This window comes from Ruegeria sp. B32 (genome assembly GCF_025141855.1).
Lineage (GTDB): Bacteria > Pseudomonadota > Alphaproteobacteria > Rhodobacterales > Rhodobacteraceae > Ruegeria > Ruegeria arenilitoris.
Map to the genome: position 1 here is coordinate 2,550,509 of NZ_CP081106.1, position 17,738 is coordinate 2,568,246.

A 17,738-nucleotide genomic window follows, 5' to 3' on the forward strand; every position below is an offset into this window, starting at 1 on the left:
GCGACGATAGGGTGAACGTCACGACGCGACAAACCGGAGCCGCCATGAAAGCCGTCACCTACCAGACATTTGGACCCGCCGCCGATGTTCTGTCCATTCAGGATCTACCGGATACACCCCCCGGCCCGGGCGAAGTGACCGTTGCGCTGGCTTATTCCGGAGTGAACCCTTCGGACGTGAAGGCACGTGCGGGGGCACGGCCCGGGATCACCAAGCCGCCTTTCCCGGTAATCGTGCCGCACAGCGACGGTTCAGGTGTTATCTCTGCTGTCGGACTAGGCGTTCCGGACTCGCGGGTAGGTCAAAGGGTCTGGATCTGGAACGGCCAGTGGGGCCGTGCTTTCGGGACGGCCGCAACCCAAATCACCCTGCCCTCGGCACAGGCGGTTCACATGCCCGACTCGGTCGCGCAGCAAACCGGTGCCGTCCTTGGCATTCCCGGTCTGACCGCCAGCCACACCGTGTTTTCCGGAGGCCCGGTATCGGGTAAAACCCTGCTGGTTCACGGCGGTGCAGGGACGGTCGGATATCTTGCCGTCCAGTTGGCCAAATGGGGCGGAGCAAAGGTGCTGGCCACAGCCAGTCCACGCAACTTCGAACGTGTGACAAAGGCCGGAGCTGATGCGGTACTGGATTACACGGCGACCGATTTGCCAGCACAGATCCTGGACGCCAATCAAGGGCGTCCGGTCGATCGCATCGTCGATGTGGAGTTTGGCCAAAACGTCGAAACCAACGTTGCAGTTATCGCCGAAAGCGGAAGAATCAATGCGTATGGCTCGGCCCAGAATATGACGCCGACGCTTCCGTTTTACCCGCTCATGTTCAAATCGGTGACGTTGGAAATGGTTCTGGTGTATTTGCTGCCGGCCGAACTGCGCAACGAAGCGGTCGCGAACCTGCACCAAGCGCTGACCGATGGCGCGCTGAACTGCCCGATCCAAAAGGTCTACTTGATGGAAGAATGCGCCGCCGCACACCGCGCGGTCGAGGCCGGAAACCGAACCGGAGCGGTGCTCTTGGAGACCAAATAGATCGCCCGCAAAAAAATTTCGCGGGTTTCGATTTTTTGCGGGAAAGCACTTGAACACCGTCACCAACAATCGTAGATAGCCGCTCACCGTTGGGGTGTAGCCAAGTGGTAAGGCAGCGGTTTTTGGTACCGTGTATCGTAGGTTCGAATCCTACCACCCCAGCCATATCCTCGGCAAAATCATTTAAACGCAGGCGCCTGAATAGATTCGTTTAGTTGGGCTGAGGGCGTGGTTACATACGAGCTTGCACAGCATCCTGACGACTGCCTGATGACAGACCTGTTCATACTTCGCGGCGCGCCGAGTTTCATACGTTCAGATAACGGGCCGGAATTTGTCGCCCAGGCTGTCCGAGACTGGATCGCCGCCGTTGGCGCCAAGACGGCTTACATCGAATCTGGGAGCCCGTGGGAGAACGGATACTGTGAAAGCTCCAACGGCAGGTTCAGAGACGATCTGCTCAACGGCGAAATCTTCTACAGCCCTCGAGAAGCTCAAATTCTGATCGAACAATTGAGGAAACACTACAACACAAAACGCCCCCATAGCGCTCTGGGCTATCGCCCGCCAGCGTCTGAAACCATCATCCCGATGGATCAGAGGCCGATGATGCACTAACAATCAACTTGGAACAGTCAGATGAGGCTGATCAAGCTTCCATATGGACCAAAGGCCGACGACGCACCAACAATCAAATTGAACTACACTAGCGGGGCTGATCACCACTCCTTGACGGTTACGATGAGCCAAAAACCCTCTCATATTTTAGCGACCTAGACTTTCCCATGGAAGCTGAAGTCAGATAGCGGTTTTAATCCCTTTAAGTCCTCGGCTCAACCGATCAGCTCAACGCCTTTTTCGCGCAGTTAACGCACTTGATAGCGGGCAAGCGTCCAGTTAAGTGTTTGCGCATGAGCGCGGAATCAACATCAATACTACCAGCACATCTTAGCGGTAAGAAAATTGCGCTACTGGGCCCCAAAACTCCTGATTTTTCTAGTGATTTGAGTATCTTGGATTGCAGGATAACGCCAGTACCAAGCGCCTCAATGGCCGAGCTTCAAAAGCTTGTGGTAGACGTGGACGCGTTCGCCATAGACCTTTCAGGCGTCGAGCCAAATGATTTTCTGGTTCAGGCGCAAAGCCTGCTTCAAGTCTATCAAAAATTAGCTTCCAATCGCCATTGCTATGCTTCCATTCCGTACGCAGCGGGTGCACCGGAATGGGATGTTTCAAATGTCGGCGGTCCGAGTAGCCGTTATGAAGTGTTGCCGACGCCGCGTTGGATATATGATAGCCTACTAGCAAAATTTGCGGCTCGATCCGTAGGAGACTATCGAAATAGTGATGGGGTGCCCTGCTTAATCCTAAGATTGCTCCCAGCGAGGCAAAACTTGCTTCTTGTCACCGCGAAGAGTGGTAGCGGAAAAACCACTTTGGCGCGGTCGCTTAAGAACCGACATCATGTTTTTCATACCTCTTCCGACTATTTATTGACGTCTATCTTGGGCGCTGATGCGTCGGCTACGAAAAGCACCGAATTGCGCGATATCTTAAGGCTCATTGGTGATATTCCCGAAAACGAACTGTGGTCAAAGTTTTTCCGACGCGTCGAAGCAAGCCCGTATCATTTGCAGTGTTTCTTGAAACTAGCCCGCGAACATATGAGACTCTCCGCAGGAGAGCAACTAGTCAGCTTTGATATCGATCTTAGAAGCGAAAAGGCCCGAAACGTGGCTATGTCGTTCTTTCAGCAAGAAGGTTATAAGGTCTGGGCCTGCTGGACTGAGCGCGCTTCGTCCGAAGCTGGATTGGAAGTGTCAGTTGAAAGTGGTGAGGGCAACAAAGCTGCGAACCAGCTTGGTTTACTTGTGTCAAAAGAGTTGCTCCACCTTGCTGAGTCCGAAACACTGAACGAACTGAATTGGCGACGTGAGATGCTTGCCGCCCCCTGGAAAATTTCCCGATGGAATGCGATACGCCGTTACAATAGACGAACAAGGATAAGCCAAAGATCGTAACGTGCGCGCTCCAATGCCGCGACAACTAATAGAAAAACCTTTACATTTTTGGCCGTTGGCAAAAAATTGCCAGACTAATGTGGATACCTCCCATAAAAAAACCGGAGCAACAAAATGTTCAAAGCTATACGAAAGGTGTTTTTTACGAAAGCTGAGAGACGTTTACACGGAGAAAAAGGCGAGGGCGAAAGCGTCAACTTTCAATACCAACGTTCCCGAATGGAGCATACCACTTCAAAGTTCGCGGCTTTGAAGCTGCCAGATCTGTCGAATAAGAGATTTCTGGACCTTGGATGCAACTCCGGAATGTTTTGCTCGCTTGCCCGTGAGGCCGGAGCAGCAAGTGTTGCAGGGGTCGATATCGATCCAAAATTGGTGGAATACGCAAGTCGCGCCGTACCCGAAGGAGAATTTTACGAGTTCCGTTTTGAAGATTTAGATCTACGCGGCCGCATATTTGATGTCATCACAATTGCTAGCGCCATTCATTACTCAGAAGACTTTATTGAAGTTGTCAGGAGGATAAAGCGGCATCTTGCGCCGGGCGGTTTGCTGGTAATTGAAGGCGGTCTCTTCGATCCCGAGGATCAGACTAGGCTAAATACTCCTGTACCGGGTTGGCGCAAGGTCGGCGACCACTGTCGGCAACTCTCGATGGGGTTTGTCAGACGAGTTTTGTTTCCGGATTGCAAGGTTTCTCTAGTAGGACCCAGTTTGAATCAAGGCGGTGACAATTTGGCACGCTATGTGCTTCATATCGAGGGATTGGCTGAGCGATCGGATATGTTCGAACGCCAGCCTGCTGAAGTCAACCTCGAAGCTTTTATTCAATCCGTAGTAATCTCAAGTGACACTATTGTGGAGAGCTATCCATTGGCTCGGTATATGCCAAATTTGACTGCGGCGACGTTGATTGGATCAGTCTCATATGACGAGCTATTGAACGACGGATATCTCGCCAAGATGCTTGCGGATGAAATTAGGTATTGTTGTTCGGACTGGTCGAGGGACATAACTATCGTCGACCCTCATTCAACAGAGTTGGGAGCAAGGATTAAGAGCGCGTTGGCATGAAACGGCGTGTGATGTGACACTTGAACGCGATGATCAGCCTCATCTGACTTGTCCAAGTTGATTGTTAGTGCATCATCGGCCTCTGATCCATCGGGATGATGGTTTCAGACGCTGGCGGGCGATAGCCCAGAGCACTTTGGGGGCGTTTTGTGTTGTAGTGTTTCCTCCATTGTTCGATCAGAATTTGAGCTTCTCGAAGGCTGTAGAAGATTTCGCCGTTGAGCAGCTCGTCTCTGAACCTGCCGTTGAAGCTTTCACAGTATCCGTTCTCCCACGGGCTGCCAGGTTCGATGTATCCGTCTTGGCGCCAACGGCGGCGATCCAGTCTCGGACAGCCTGGGCGACAAATTCCGGCCCGTTATCTGAACGTATGAAACTCGGCGCGCCGCGAAGTATGAACAGGTCTGTCAGGACATCGATTACATCGGTCGAGTTCAGCTTCCGCTCGACCCTGATAGCCAAACATTCCCGACTGTACTCATCAAGGATGTTCAACGTCCGGAAAGCTTTGCCATCATCGGTTCGGCAATGCACGAAGTCATAGGACCACACGTGGTTGCGATACTCCGGCCTCAGCCGAACACAAGACCCATCGTTCAGCCAGAGCCGTCCTTTCTTCGGTTGTTTCACTGGCACTTTCAGCCCCTCTCGTCGCCAAAGCCGTTCAATTCGCCCATCGCTCACAGTCCATCCAGCCTCTCGCAGCAGTGCAGCGATCCTGCGATAGCCATATCGGCCGTATTGACGGGTCAGCTCGATCATGTCGGCCACCAATCGGTCTTCGTCTGCGCGACCTTGTGGGACACGCCGTTGCGTGGACCGGTGTTGTCCAAGCACGCGGCAGGCGCGTCGCTCAGATACTTTGAGCTGGCTGCGGACATGATCGATGCAGGCACGACGGCGAGCGGGCTCAGTAGTTTCCCTTTGTGGCTTCCGTCAGGATCGGTTTGTCCAGCGTCAGATCTGAAACTGCGCGTCTCAGCCGCTCATTCTCTTTCTGTAGCCGCTTCAGTTCCTTCAATTGATCTACACCCATTCCGCCGTACTTCTTGCGCCAGCGGGAATAGGTTTGCTCAACAACGCCGATCTGCCTGATCGCATCGAGACGGGACATGCCCTGGCCCATCAGAACTTCAACCTGCCGTAACTTCGAGACAATCTCTTCAGGCTTCGGTCTCTTGTTTGCCATTCTTGGTCCTCCGTTTCCTAAACATAGGGGTGAACCAGTTCAGTTGGGGAGGCTCAGTAGACCCGAAGCCTCACCCGCAAGGGCATCCCCGCTGACGGCACGACACGGCGTCGATCTGCGAAATCAGGGTGGCAGGGCGGAATCCTGACTTCGTGCGCTTCCAGCCGCGACGCCCAATCCGGCTCCGGTTCGCACCATGTTCCCTGTGAGAACCGTTTCGAATTCTGCTCCGCTCGCAGCGCCCAGTTGCGCCGCCGCCGCTCCAGCGCTTCCACAAGGTCCGGCGCGATGTCGCGATGCCTCGGGGGGCGCAGGCCACGGACAAGCAGTGGATGCGGTTCATCGGGGTGGACCAGCCTCATCGAGAACCTGTCCAAGTGCTCGATGCGAAATCCAAGGTCTGCCACGATCTCCGGAAACTCCTTGCCGTATGGGTTCGGAGCATCCGCGACATGGTGCGCCGCGATGACCCTCGCGGCTTGCAGCAAGAATGGCTTCGGGTCCTTAGCGGGATCGAAGGTTTTTCCATGCCGCTCAGCGGCGGCCAAGCGCTTCTCAACCCAGTCAGGCCCACGAAACTTTTGGGCGGAGGTACCGTCATTCGGACTGTGCCATCTGAAATGAAAATTCAGCACATCGCGCAGTGCATCCCACAGAAACACGCTGCTCCGCTTCGGGGGATGCGGACTGAACCGTCGGCAGTCCTGACAAATCTCGGGATGGCGATGTTGATTTCCAGCCGGTCAAGATGCGTATGCGTTCCGACGAGGACCGGCGGCCGGAATGGTTCCGGAATTCCTGCAAAGGCGACCTCGACGAAAAGACCGATCGCGGCGGACACCTGTCTCCTGGCCGCTTCATTACCTTCATTTAAAGCGTGGGCGTCGATGTCGTCGCAATGAAACGAAAGCGTCGTCACCCGGTATTTCTTCTTGAAGCGAAGCGCGAAAAGGGCGCTTTGGAATACGGCCGGGTGCCCGACCAGAAGTTCCGGCACGGGTACGCGCCTTTCGACGACTTCCGCTGACCCGACAGGTTTTCGAACTTCCGGATCCAGCAGATATGAGGCTGGCTGGCGCAGACTTTCACTGGACTGGTGTTTCGACCAACCGATCAACATCAGCCGTCCTCCCCGGTGAAACCAACGGGGGCAAACATCAGGATCATACTTTCGATCCGATGCAGCTCCAGGAGGATCAAGGCGTAGTCGGGGGCGTCGGACGGCGGTAATTCAGCGATGGCCCGGATGTGGCCCAAGACCAGGTTCAGGACCCAGATGCCGTCGAGTATTTTCTCAGGTGAGACGGTCGCGCGGCGTCCAAGGGCGGCTTCACGCATGAAGTCTGAACGCGTCTGCCCCGAGGCTTTTGCCTTTGCATCAAGCAGGTCCCGCTCTGCTGGCGTCACATTCACCTTCAACCGCACGTCGCGTTTGTCCGGATTCTCCCCCATACCGCTTCCTCTGCTCAAAATCTGGGCCCACTTGAGGGTCCTTGATCGTTCGTTCAACTCAGCAGTTATGTGAATAAAAACCGATCAACAGAGGCTGCCGGAAAACAGATGTGGATAACCTGATTTCGGAGGAGCGATTACAGAATATGCAGTGTCAGAGACACCGTCGAACCGCGCCTTCCAGACATGGTTGAGCCTATAAAACCCAACCGCGTACCGCAGCCGTTCATCAGTACAAGGGCGGCCATCGATCTGGAAGCCGAACTGGAAGCAGAGATATCTCGGAACACTGTGAAAGGTCGATCAGCGCAGCACTTCCTGATCCAACTGCAATTGCCGTTGGTGCAACTTGCAGTCAGGCAGCTTGGTGACGAATTGATCCGGCCCTCGTCGCAGCCGCACCCTCAACACACCAGTTGGCCATTCTCCAAGTAATTGGGGTCGCGCCATGAGACGAACCAGCGTGCATTCTAGCGGCGGATACTATGCCGTGAGTGGTTATGAGGATTGACCTGCCCAAAACGACAGTTTGGTGGAAAGAGTTGCCGCCAAGCGGCGAGCCAGGCTCGCGGCTTGGCGGCTGTCCCACCCCTTGCCCCTTGGGGAGGAGCCTGCCATCGCGGGTTAGGCTTTGGCTCGGGTCGTCCCGTTCGGTCCAAAACGGTTCGTGCGCGACGCGAAAGCAAAAGGCTCAACCGCGTGGCGTGCAGTACTGCTTACGAACCTGACGCACCTTTTCCGTTTCAGGCGGTGCCGGAATGCCCGGTTGGGCGTCTGGTTGTGGACCGCCAGACTATTCCGGAACCTTGAATTCCACAATACTTGGCAACTTGAACCCGTGGTTCAATAGCGATTCCGTCACTAGATACGGAAGCTGGACCAGCCCCGGTAAATCGTCGAATTGTTTGCTCCTTCCGAGTCTATATACCCAACTCAGCAGGTCGTCAGTGTTGCGCTCCTTAATCGCCTCCTCAAGCGTTCCGTTCAAAAACAACGATGCATGCCGATCCGTGATCGTGGGAACTTGGTGGCGCAGCTTCGGATCAGGTACAGGTGCACGGGTGTATTCGACCACAGAAACAAAGTGTTCATCTTTTTGATGATGGACAGAGATACGCAGTGCGGTGCAACCATCACGATTACGCTTTGCAGGACCATATATCGCGCGGAACTTCTCTCTCAGGATCAACTTTCCTTCGACACGCGCGAACTGCTCAGAAGTACCAGAATTGCTGCTTGTCTGGTAGAGTTTGAATGGAACGCGTCGGAGTTTGTCGCCAGATAGTTTGAGCAACTCCCTTACCTGATCACGGGTGGCCAATCGCTCGCCCGAATTCCATTTGCTCACCTGTGACTGATTAACTCTGCACATGTCTGCAATATTTTTTTAGGTTAATCCATCATTCAAGGCGATACGCACAAGCTCTTTGGTTTTTGGGAACTTGGGTTTGGTTGATTTTGATTTCTCGGTCATTGCTCTCTATGAAATGGCCGAGGCCGACACGCGGCCCCGGCCAGTTTGGATCACGGCTTTTTTGAAGTTGCAAGTTTGTTGCTTGGGTTCAGCTGCTTGCCGCGATTTCCCTGCGCTGTGGCATGGGTCTTGTTCTGCCCCGTGGTGCCTTTGTTCGGGTTCTTGATGTCGGCGTTGTGGTTCGGCTTCTTCATATCCGCTTCCTTTTTTCTGAGTTGCAGTCCTTCAACGGATAAATGTCAAATTGCATGGGTAATACGGGCTCATGTGGAATAGTTGGGAATATCGCGGAATACTCTTCATTTGCCTGCAGCGATCCGAGGATCACGTGGTCAGCGGAGACATCCACCCAAGCCCCCACTTAAAAGCTTCTTGATCTCAACCTGCACGGAATATGGCGCCAGATCGCAAGGAAATGGCGAACATTCAAACCTTAGGCAGGTGGTTTCACATACTGTGCATTACCATCTTCGCAATTGAAGGCAGCCGAACGCGCGATCGCCGGGCGAGCTTTGTGACAACGGTGACCCGATCCGACGTTGGGAGAGAAACCGAAATGACCTCTTCACCTTCCGCGAGAACTGGTGTCAATTCGGGACACGAAAAAACAGATGTCAAAACAAAAAAGACAGACAGCGAGAAGAAGCCGTGCAATCAGTCCAAGGCAAATTGCAAATCAAAGGAAAAAGGCAGGCGGATGCCACGCCACATGCCGCATCGCTGATCGAAGGCATGCGGGATTTCGGATATACCCTGGAAACGGCCATGGCCGACATCATCGACAATTCAATCACGGCTGGTGCCGGGCGGGTCGAAATTCTGGCCGAAACGACGACTGACGAGCCCTGGATAGCGATCGTCGATGATGGGTCCGGCATGACCGAGGCGGAACTCATCGAAGCCATGCGGCCGGGCTCAAAAAACCCGCTGGCCGAGCGTGAAGGTCACGATCTTGGTCGCTTTGGGCTGGGGTTGAAAAGCGCGAGCTTTTCGCAGTGCCGCCAGCTTACCGTAATTTCCCGTGGGGACGGACGTACGTCGGGGGCTACCTGGGATCTGGACAAAGTCGCGAAAACGAATGTCTGGAACGTTGATCTGGAGGATGAACCTCACGGTATTCCTGCAGTGGACAGGTTGCCCGAAACCGGAACCATAGTCCTCTGGCGAAAGCTGGACCGGCTCTCGACGAATTTCCGGCACGACACAGCCAAACGGTCCGCCGAAATCAACAAGGCGCTGTCAGGCGCGGAGCGGCACCTGCGCCTTTGCTTCCACCGCTACATGGAGGGAAGCCGACCCAAGTTGAGGCTCTTGCTGAACGGTCGGCTTCTTGCGCCGATCGACCCTTTTGCCACGACCCACAAGGCAACGCAGGTCGACCCGGAAGAAGTACTACCTTTGGTCAGGGGCGAGGTCGTTACCCAATGCTATACCCTGCCGCATCACAAGATGATGTCGAGGACCGAATGGGAGGAGTTGGGCGGGCCAGAGGGGCATCTGCGGTCGCAGGGGTTCTACATCTACCGGGAAAAGCGCCTGATCATCGCAGGCAGTTGGTTGGGCTTGGCCCGGCAGACGGAATTGACAAAACTGTCACGCGTCAGGGTCGACATTCCCAACACGATGGACGCGGACTGGAAGATCGACGTGCGCAAGGCGTCAGCCCAGATGCCGCCCATAGTCCGGGAGCGCCTCCGCAAGATCGTCGAAAGGCTCCAAGGAACTTCCAAGCGGACGTATCAACGTCGCGGTCGCAAGCTGGTGTCAGAAGAAAACCTGCCGCTGTGGAACCGCATCCAGAAGGACGGCAGGATCGTGTACCGACCAAACGTCGAGCACCCGTCGATCCAAGGCTTTGCGGATCTTTTGCCCGAAGAGTTCCGACACGGATTCCGGGCCTGCATCACGCTTCTAGGGTCAGGCCTGCCCGTCGCCGCGCTGCATGCCGACATGCTTGGAGGTGCCGAAAGCGTCGAGTCGGACAAATCGGATTTCGCCGAACTGGCCGAAATGGCCGAGACCGCCATTCGGGAGCTCCTGAAGATCGGCATGACAGGTTCTGACGTCCTCAAGACCCTATGTTCCACTGAGCCATTCGTGAATCACAAGGATTCCCTCCGGCAACTGGTTGAAGAAATCGAGCAAGGAGAAAATTCGTGAGCGCGCAACTCAAGCATCTGGATGACGTCGTTTCCCAGTCTCTGGCGCATGAGCGCAAGAGCGGCGACGATCTTCGAAGCTTCATCAAGACAATGAACGCCGCTCTCAACGTGAACGCCGCCCCCGAGGCGTTGGAACAGCTTGCCCGCGACATCGAAGAACGGTTCGGCATCACCATGGGACTTGGCGCGACCGTCGACGACGAGAGTTTTCGCCCTTGGTTGGACGAGGCCAAGGCTAGCATCGATCCGTACTACTGGGACCGCTACAAGAAGCTGTTGCACAAAAACGGTCTTCCGCAGGACGTCATCACCGGTCTGGACCAGATCACCGACCGAATCCTCGGTCGTTTGGGCAACCCGGGACTGGCCGAAAAGTGGGATCGCCGGGGCATGGTGGTTGGTCACGTCCAGAGCGGCAAGACGGCGAACTACTCCGGGCTCATCTGCAAGGCTGCCGACGCAGGGTATCGTCTTGTCGTAGTCATCGCCGGGATCCACAACAACCTGCGCAACCAGACCCAGGAGCGGATCGACGAGGGCTTCATCGGCCGCGACACGGGGCGCCTTGCAACCCAGGGCAAGAAGGGGAACCGGGCCATCGGTGTCGGGCTTTTCGACGACCGCAAGGTTCCGGTCAGCCTCACCAACACCTTATTCGACTTCAAGAAGGACACCGCGTCCACCAATACCAGCCAGATCGACTCCTACAAGGTTCCCGTGGTGCTTGTGATCAAGAAGAACCACAATACGTTGAGGAACCTGCTGGACTGGCTGCGCGAGAACAGCGCCCGTGGTGACGACCAGATGATCGACCAGCCCATGCTGCTGATCGACGACGAGGCCGACAACGCTTCGATAAACACCAAGTATTCCAAAGAAGAGATCACGAAGATCAACGGTCAGATCCGCGATCTTCTGAACATGTTCCACCGCAGCTGCTACGTCGGGTACACTGCGACGCCCTTCGCCAATATCTTCGTCGATCCCGATCAGTACGACGACGTACTGAAGGAAGACCTGTTTCCCAAACATTTCATCGTCGGGCTGGACGCCCCGTCGAACTACTTCGGTGCGAAAAAGATCTTCATCGACGGCATCCCGGACGAAGGCGATCCTGTCTGGCTGCGCACCATCCGCGACAACGAAGACATCCTGCCGATCAAGCACAAGATCGACCAGACGGTGGATGAACTGCATGAAAGCCTCAAGGAAGCGGTTCGGGCGTTTCTGATCGCTCGCACCATCAGAAACCTGCGCGGTCAAGCAGCTTCTCATTGTTCGATGCTCGTCAACGCCAGCCGATTCACCGACGTTCAGGGCAGGTTGCGGAATCGTCTGCACGAGTACTTGGGTGCGGTTCTCGACTCCCTACGGATCAACGGATCGCGTGGCATGGACGGACTACGCGACCCTCAGATCGCCGCCCTTCAGAAAACTTGGCAAAGGGAATACGCGGAAGCCGAACCGGATTGGAGCCGGATCCAGGGCGCCATGCTGGACGCCGTGGCATCGGCCAAAGTCGTCGAGGTCAACAGCCGCTCCAATGGGCTGGACTATTCGGGTGAATCTTCCGTTGGTCAGACCGTGATCGCAGTCGGGGGGTTCTCTCTGTCTCGGGGACTTACGCTAGAGGGTCTGACGGTCACTTGGTTCCTGCGCAACACTATGATGTACGACACCCTGATGCAGATGGGCCGTTGGTTCGGCTATCGCGGCGGGTACGAGGATCTGTGTCGGATCTGGATGCCGTCAGAGGCGATTGACTGGTACGCCCACATCGCCGAGGCCAGCGAAGAGCTGCATCTGGAACTCAAGAAGATGGAAAAGGCCAAGGCCTCGCCCGCCGATTTCGGTCTCGCCGTGCGCAGCCATCCCGCGTCACTGCTGGTGACCGCGCGCAACAAGATGGGATCGGGCCAGAAACATGTCCTCATCGGGTTGTCCAACGCATGGGTGGAGACGGCCAAGATCAGCGCCAAACCAGCAGATATTTCAGCCAACGAAGACGCCGCCCGAAAACTTCTGGAGGATCTTGCCAGCGCAAGCTTCCGCCAGTCGTCAGCCGAAAAGGTGACCGGTGGTTTCCTTCTTCGAGGAGTCTCGGTGAATCTGATCGATGACTTCCTGCTGGGGTGGCGCAACCACGAACAGGCGTTCCTGACGCAGACCGCCCCTATTCGGTCCTACATTGGCGAACGAAAGCATGATGAACTACTGGAGTGGGACGTGTTGGTCACAAGCGTCTCCGGCGACGCAGAGCCGTTCGAGCTTGCCGGTTGGATTGTTGGGCCCCAATTGCGCAAGGTCGGCTACAAAGACTTGGCTGACCATCTTTTTTCAATGAGTGAAAGACGAGCACGTATCGCGTCGCGTGGCGTGGAAAAGATCGGTGTCGACCCGGTGAAGGCGAAACAGGCGGAAGAGGAATACCTCCAGAGCTTGAAAGAGGACGGAAAGCCTGAATCCCGCCAGCCCTCATTCCCGGACAGAATATACAGACAGGTTCGCGACAAGCCGCTGTTCGTGCTCCATGTCGTCAAGGTCCGGCCGCCGGAAGAAAGCGGTCTCCCACACTTGGACCGGATTCCGGATCGGCCCGTTATCGGCTGGAGCATCAGCTTCCCCCAATCCGCCAAGCCGAGCGATCGGGTGGAGTACATCATCAACACCCAGAAGTTCCGCGAAATCTATGGATCGGATGAAGAGGATGACGGAGCTTTCGAAGATGACTGAGACACCATGGGACGGACTGCCCCCCAGCCAGGCGCGGCGCGTCAACAGCAAGGGCCGTCATGATTTCTTTTGGGTGCGCATGCCTGACAACGCGCCCGCCCTACTCCTGCGGATGTCAGATGACATTTCCGAGGTGCGTCCGCTGCCCAAGCTAAAGCATATCGGGGTATTCTATCGGGTCGTCGATGGCCGGAACTCCTACTGCATCACCTTGCAGGAAAAGGCCCACATCGACCTGTTCGAGACGTTGTGCCGGGACGTCGCGGCCGCGGCCGAACAGGCGACCGAGCCGCAGCACGCCCTGTCGCGCGCAGTCAGTCGAACACTGCGCTGGCATCACCTGCTACGCAGCGGCGGCAGGCGCGGCTTGTCCCTTGAAGAACAGCGTGGTCTGGTGGCCGAGCTTGCCTTCCTGAGAGAGCTGGTTCAGCACATCGGACCGCTAAAGGCCGTGGATGCCTGGAAGGGTCCCGAGGACAGTGCCAAGGATTTCGAACTTCCGGGACTGTATTTCGAGATCAAGGCACGGCGCAGCGCCGCCCACCCAAAGGTGCGCATTTCATCGGAAGCGCAATTGTCGGACATCGAAGGCGCGAGGTTCTGCCTGCGGGTGCACGAGGTCGACACCCTGCTGGGAGACGAAGGCCAAAACCTGGCCGATCACGTCCGCAGCACGGCCGAGTTGTTCGATGCGGACATTGGCGCACTGGACCTTTGGGAGCAGAGGCTCGCGGCGACCGGATATCAGGACGAAACGGTCGAGGAAAACCGCCGCTGGCATCTGGGTGCGGTGCGGACATTCGAAGTCGGAGAAGGTTTCCCCAAGTTGGTGCCGCCTCTGCCGCCGGGCGTCGAAGAGGTGAGCTATGCGATCCGTCTGGATGCCTGCGCAACCTTTGAGCGGTCAGACGACCTGAATGAGATTTTGCGGAGTTGTTGACGAATGTCGGATCTTGAAGAGTTTCACCAGAGTTTCATCGCGGATATCCAAGGCGACGCGGATGCGTTGGGCCTGTACACTCAGGAAGCGTTTTTCGAGAAGGTCGGAGAAATCCTGACCGAGGCAGGCGAGATCGATCAGTGCGACTATGCCTACTATAGCGGGACTGGACGAAACAACGTAAACCTCGAAGTCACCGGGTCAGGTGGTGACCCCGCAGCCAGTGACAATATTTTTTCGCTTATTCTCTGCGACTTCAAAATTACCGACGAAATCAGGCTGACAGACGCCAGAGTTCTCAAGGGTCAGTTCAAAAAATTGGTCGAATTTCTCCGGCACGCCCGGGACGAGGCGTTCAGAGAGAGTTTGGAAGAAACCAGCCTCGGAGCGGGATTGGCCGATTTGATCAGCACCCGCTGGAACGGCATCGAGAAGATCAAGCTGATCTTCGTCACGAACTCGGACAACAGGGCCAAGGTTGACGCCATGCCCGCCGGCACCATCGATGACAAGCCGGTCACCTACAACGTCTGGGATCTCAAGCGTCTGCAGGCTTTCGTCGAGCAGGGCAAGGCGCGCGCCGACCTGACCATCGACTTCGATCAGAATTTCGGCGGCGGAATCCCGGTTCTGAAAGCGTCAGGATCCGATGCCGCACTGGAAAGCTACATCGCGGTCATACCAGGCGCCCAACTGGCCGCCATCTACGACAAGTGGGGCGCGCGCCTGCTTGAATCCAATGTCCGCAGCTTTCTGCAGGCCAAGAGCAACGTGAACAAAGGAATCCGAAAGACCATCTTGGAAGAGCCCCATATGTTCCTCGCTTACAACAACGGTTTGGCAGCGACTGCCGAAGGCGTGGAGCTTGCAAGGACCGAAGACGGGCTGGTCATCACCAAGGCCGACAATCTTCAGATCGTGAACGGTGGCCAGACGACGGCGTCAATTCACGCAGCGCGGAAACTGGCCGGCGAGGGTCTTAAGGACGTCTTCGTCCAGATGAAATTGAGCGTCGTTCCACCGATCCTTTCGGATACGGTCGTTCCGCGCATCTCAGAATTCGCCAACAGCCAGAACAAGGTGAACGCCGCTGATTTCTTCGCCAACCACCCCTTCCACATCAGGATCGAGGAGCTTTCGCGGAAAATCCTAGCGCCGGCCGGCGTCAACGGGTACCGCGAGACCAAGTGGTTCTACGAACGGGCGAGGGGGCAGTACGCAGACGAGCGCAGCAAGAAAACCCCGGCGGAGCGGAAGAAATGGGACGCCGAGTTTCCCCGACGCCAGTTCTTCACCAAGACCGACCTCGCCAAATTCGAGAACACTTGGAGCGGCAAGCCGCACATGGTGTCGTTGGGCGCACAGAAGAACTTTGCCGACTTTGCCAAGAGCATTGAAAAGGCATGGGGCAAGAACGGCGCGCGCATCAACGAGGCCTGGTATCGGCATCTAATTTCCAAGGCGATCATCTTCCGCAAGATGGAAAAGCTGGTGTCCGCCCAGGACTGGTACGAAGGCGGCTACCGTGCCAACATCGTGACCTATGCCATCGCCAAGGTCGCACATGACGCGGCCGAGCGGGACCTGGTGGTCGACCTGAGCCGGGTCTGGCGGTCGCAAGACGTTCCCGCGGCGCTTGAAAGTGCGCTGCTTGTGGCAGCCGCCGAGGCGCAGGAAATGATCACCAACCCGCCCGAGGGCATTCGGAACATGAGTGAGTGGGCGAAGAAGCAAGCCTGCTGGGAGGCCTTCCGCAAGCGGAAACTGTCCTACCCGGACGAGTTCGAGGACATTCTGATCGAGCCGGAAGAGGCCAAGTCGGAAGATGACGACGTGTCGGATGACGAGAACCTGACGAAAAGCGTCGAGGCACAGACCCGTGTCTTTGAACTCGGAGCTCAGTTCTGGGCAGATGCGAAAACCTGGGGGCGCTCCAACAAGCTACTGTCGCCATCGGAATACGGAGTGCTGGACGTCTGCTCGAAGATGCCGACGAGAATACCGACGGAAAAACAGTCTCAATTCGCGATCGAGGTTCTGAACAAACTGAAGGAAAACGGGTTCAGGGAATCCGAGGCTGCTGCGGCGCAATAAACTGCCGTCAGCCCAGCAGCCGCCGCACCGCCTTTGCGATCTGAAATGCCAGATAGGGAGGAACGGCGTTGCCGACCTGATGGTACTGCTTGGTGCGCGGACCGCAGAACAGGTAGTTGTCCGGGAACGTCTGCAGACGGGCAGCCTCGCGGACGGTCAGCGATCGGCACTGCATGGTATCGGGGTGGATGAAATAGTGGCCATCCTTGGAAATGTGGCTGGTGACGGTCGTCGAGGGCCGGTCCGCGCATTGTGTCCGGAAGCGGTCGGCAAAATCGCCGGACCCTCGATTTCGGTGCGCCGGCTGCAAAAACTCGGGGAACTCCGCAAGCTTCGGTGACCTGCCGAACGCCCGGGTAAATGCCGACGAAAAAAGATAGCGCCCCAGATCGTCCGGAATATGCCCTCTGGTCTCGTGCTGGAGAGTGGCCTCAAGACGGTCGTCCAACAGCCAATCCGCAAGCTGCGCGGGCAATTCACCTGAGCGTTTACGCCGACTGCTGGAGCGGAGGCGGGGCAATCTATTGGCCCCGGCCACGGCGCGGGCGATTTCGCGGACCTCCTGCGGCGCCGCGTCCGAAGCCGCAATGGCGGAAGCCTGAGCCTGCACGGCCGCCAGCCAGGCGTCAGCATCATCGCCGCGGCTCAAGCCACTTCTCACTTGTGGCAGATCGCACAGAACTTCAGCCACCGTCACAGGGGACTGCGGACTGCCGAGGATGGGTCCTTCGAGTTCAATTTTCGTGGCGAGGTCGCTCCGAACCCCGAGAATGATCACCCGATGCCGCGCCTGCGGAACGCCATGGTCCTCGGCCTTGATCAGGAAATCCCGGGCAGCGGCTCGGGAACCGTCCGAAGGGACGGGTTTCGAAAGGGGCAGCAGGTGGTAGCCGTCTCCGGCCACCTCGAGGTCGTCGAGAACCCTGCTGAAGATGCCGCCACCGTCCACTTGGCTGGACAGCATTCCCTTGACGTTTTCCATGACGAAGGCCGCGGGGCGAAGCCTGTCCAGAATGCTTACATATTCTCGGTAGAGGAAATGCCTGTGGTCGTCCTCGGGCACGTATCCAGCCTTGCCCTTGTTGCGCGCCCGACCAACCAGTGAATACGCTTGGCACGGCGGTCCGCCGATCAGGATCGTGTTGCCGTTGTAGTCTTCGCGGGTACGGTCAAGCTCGACCGCAAGTTCTTCGAAAACCCCGGGATCCCCCAAAACACGTTGCCTTACTTCGTCCTTCGCGAGGTTCCAATTGGTCGGGTAGAGATCGGCCCAATCGGGCAGCGGCGAACCGACATTCAGGGCATCATGGTATTCTTGCGGGAACTCGTCGAACGAACGGAGAAAAGCCCGCAGCTGGAGCGTCTGAATCGCGTGGTCGTCCATCTCGACCGACAGCTTGATCTTCATCGGCGTGACCGGGTCGCGCCCAGCCTGAGAAAATCCCTCGCCCAGCCCTCCCGGACCGGCAAAAAGGTCGATGATGGCAAAATCTTCTGGCATGCTCTTCCTCTGCTTCGGAGGTTCTACCAGGTTTCAACAGATGTTCCAGGTCGAAATCCGGACC

At 56.6% G+C, this 17,738-nt stretch carries 13 protein-coding genes, 1 tRNA gene and 2 pseudogenes; 9 read left to right on the forward strand and 7 right to left on the reverse strand.

Going from position 1 to position 17,738, the window contains the following annotated elements; all coding sequences use genetic code 11:
- Positions 1-44 precede the first annotated feature (44 nt).
- The 5 genes and pseudogenes from K3752_RS12875 (at position 45) to K3752_RS12895 (ending at position 4,129) form a co-directional block, all read left to right on the forward strand.
- Positions 45-1,034, forward strand: coding sequence for an NADPH:quinone reductase (locus K3752_RS12875; protein WP_260063441.1), 990 nt, complete (start codon positions 45-47; stop codon positions 1,032-1,034).
- Positions 1,035-1,124: 90 nt separating this feature from the next.
- Positions 1,125-1,199, forward strand: a tRNA-Gln gene (locus K3752_RS12880).
- 105 nt (positions 1,200-1,304) lie between these two features.
- Positions 1,305-1,652 (forward strand): annotated as a pseudogene (locus tag K3752_RS12885) (integrase core domain-containing protein); the annotation flags it as partial.
- Between the two features lie 293 nt (positions 1,653-1,945).
- A complete protein-coding gene (locus tag K3752_RS12890; protein ID WP_260063442.1) occupies positions 1,946-3,055 on the forward strand; it encodes an ATP-binding protein in 1,110 nt (369 codons plus the stop codon).
- A gap of 114 nt (positions 3,056-3,169) precedes the next feature.
- Positions 3,170-4,129, forward strand: a complete 960-nt coding sequence (locus K3752_RS12895) for a bifunctional 2-polyprenyl-6-hydroxyphenol methylase/3-demethylubiquinol 3-O-methyltransferase UbiG (RefSeq protein WP_260063443.1) — start codon at positions 3,170-3,172, stop codon at positions 4,127-4,129.
- Between the two features lie 64 nt (positions 4,130-4,193).
- Here the strand turns inward: K3752_RS12895 and K3752_RS12900 are convergent.
- The 6 genes and pseudogenes from K3752_RS12900 to K3752_RS12925 form a co-directional block, all read right to left on the reverse strand.
- A pseudogene (locus K3752_RS12900) lies at positions 4,194-5,318 on the reverse strand (IS3 family transposase).
- Positions 5,319-5,371: 53 nt separating this feature from the next.
- The gene (locus tag K3752_RS12905) at positions 5,372-5,980 is read right to left on the reverse strand and encodes a hypothetical protein (RefSeq protein WP_260063444.1); all 609 of its coding nucleotides are present in this window, start codon (positions 5,978-5,980) and stop codon (positions 5,372-5,374) included.
- Positions 5,947-6,438, reverse strand: a complete 492-nt coding sequence (locus K3752_RS12910; RefSeq protein ID WP_260063445.1) for a hypothetical protein — start codon at positions 6,436-6,438, stop codon at positions 5,947-5,949. The genes K3752_RS12905 and K3752_RS12910 overlap by 34 nt, the downstream gene beginning before the upstream one ends.
- Entirely contained in the window at positions 6,438-6,770 is a 333-nt protein-coding gene (locus K3752_RS12915) for a plasmid mobilization protein (protein ID WP_260063446.1), read from the reverse strand. The genes K3752_RS12910 and K3752_RS12915 overlap by 1 nt, the downstream gene beginning before the upstream one ends.
- 793 nt (positions 6,771-7,563) lie before the next feature.
- Positions 7,564-8,091 carry a hypothetical protein gene (locus K3752_RS12920; protein WP_260063447.1) on the reverse strand — a complete coding sequence of 176 codons (528 nt, stop codon included), beginning with the start codon at positions 8,089-8,091 and terminating at the stop codon, positions 7,564-7,566.
- 203 nt (positions 8,092-8,294) lie between these two features.
- A complete protein-coding gene (locus K3752_RS12925; protein ID WP_260063448.1) occupies positions 8,295-8,438 on the reverse strand; it encodes a hypothetical protein in 144 nt (47 codons plus the stop codon).
- 538 nt (positions 8,439-8,976) lie between these two features.
- On the opposite strand from K3752_RS12925, the gene K3752_RS12930 reads away from it, so the two are divergent.
- Genes K3752_RS12930 through K3752_RS12945 form a run of 4 tightly spaced genes read left to right on the forward strand, consistent with a single transcriptional unit; the run spans position 8,977 to position 16,173 of the window.
- Positions 8,977-10,404, forward strand: a complete 1,428-nt coding sequence (locus K3752_RS12930) for an ATP-binding protein (RefSeq protein WP_260063449.1) — start codon at positions 8,977-8,979, stop codon at positions 10,402-10,404.
- Positions 10,401-13,139 (forward strand): Z1 domain-containing protein, encoded by a 2,739-nt coding sequence (locus tag K3752_RS12935; protein ID WP_260063450.1) that lies wholly within the window; start codon positions 10,401-10,403, stop codon positions 13,137-13,139. Before K3752_RS12930 ends, K3752_RS12935 begins: the two co-directional genes overlap by 4 nt.
- A complete protein-coding gene (locus tag K3752_RS12940; protein WP_260063451.1) occupies positions 13,132-14,079 on the forward strand; it encodes a PD-(D/E)XK motif protein in 948 nt (315 codons plus the stop codon). The genes K3752_RS12935 and K3752_RS12940 overlap by 8 nt, the downstream gene beginning before the upstream one ends.
- A 3-nt stretch (positions 14,080-14,082) precedes the next feature.
- Positions 14,083-16,173: an AIPR family protein gene (locus tag K3752_RS12945; RefSeq protein WP_260063452.1), complete on the forward strand. Its 2,091-nt coding sequence runs from the start codon at positions 14,083-14,085 to the stop codon at positions 16,171-16,173.
- A gap of 7 nt (positions 16,174-16,180) precedes the next feature.
- Here the strand turns inward: K3752_RS12945 and K3752_RS12950 are convergent, their stop codons facing one another.
- On the reverse strand, positions 16,181-17,674 hold the full coding sequence (locus K3752_RS12950; RefSeq protein WP_260063453.1) for a DNA cytosine methyltransferase: 1,494 nt from the start codon (positions 17,672-17,674) through the stop codon (positions 16,181-16,183).
- Positions 17,675-17,738: the final 64 nt, after the last annotated feature.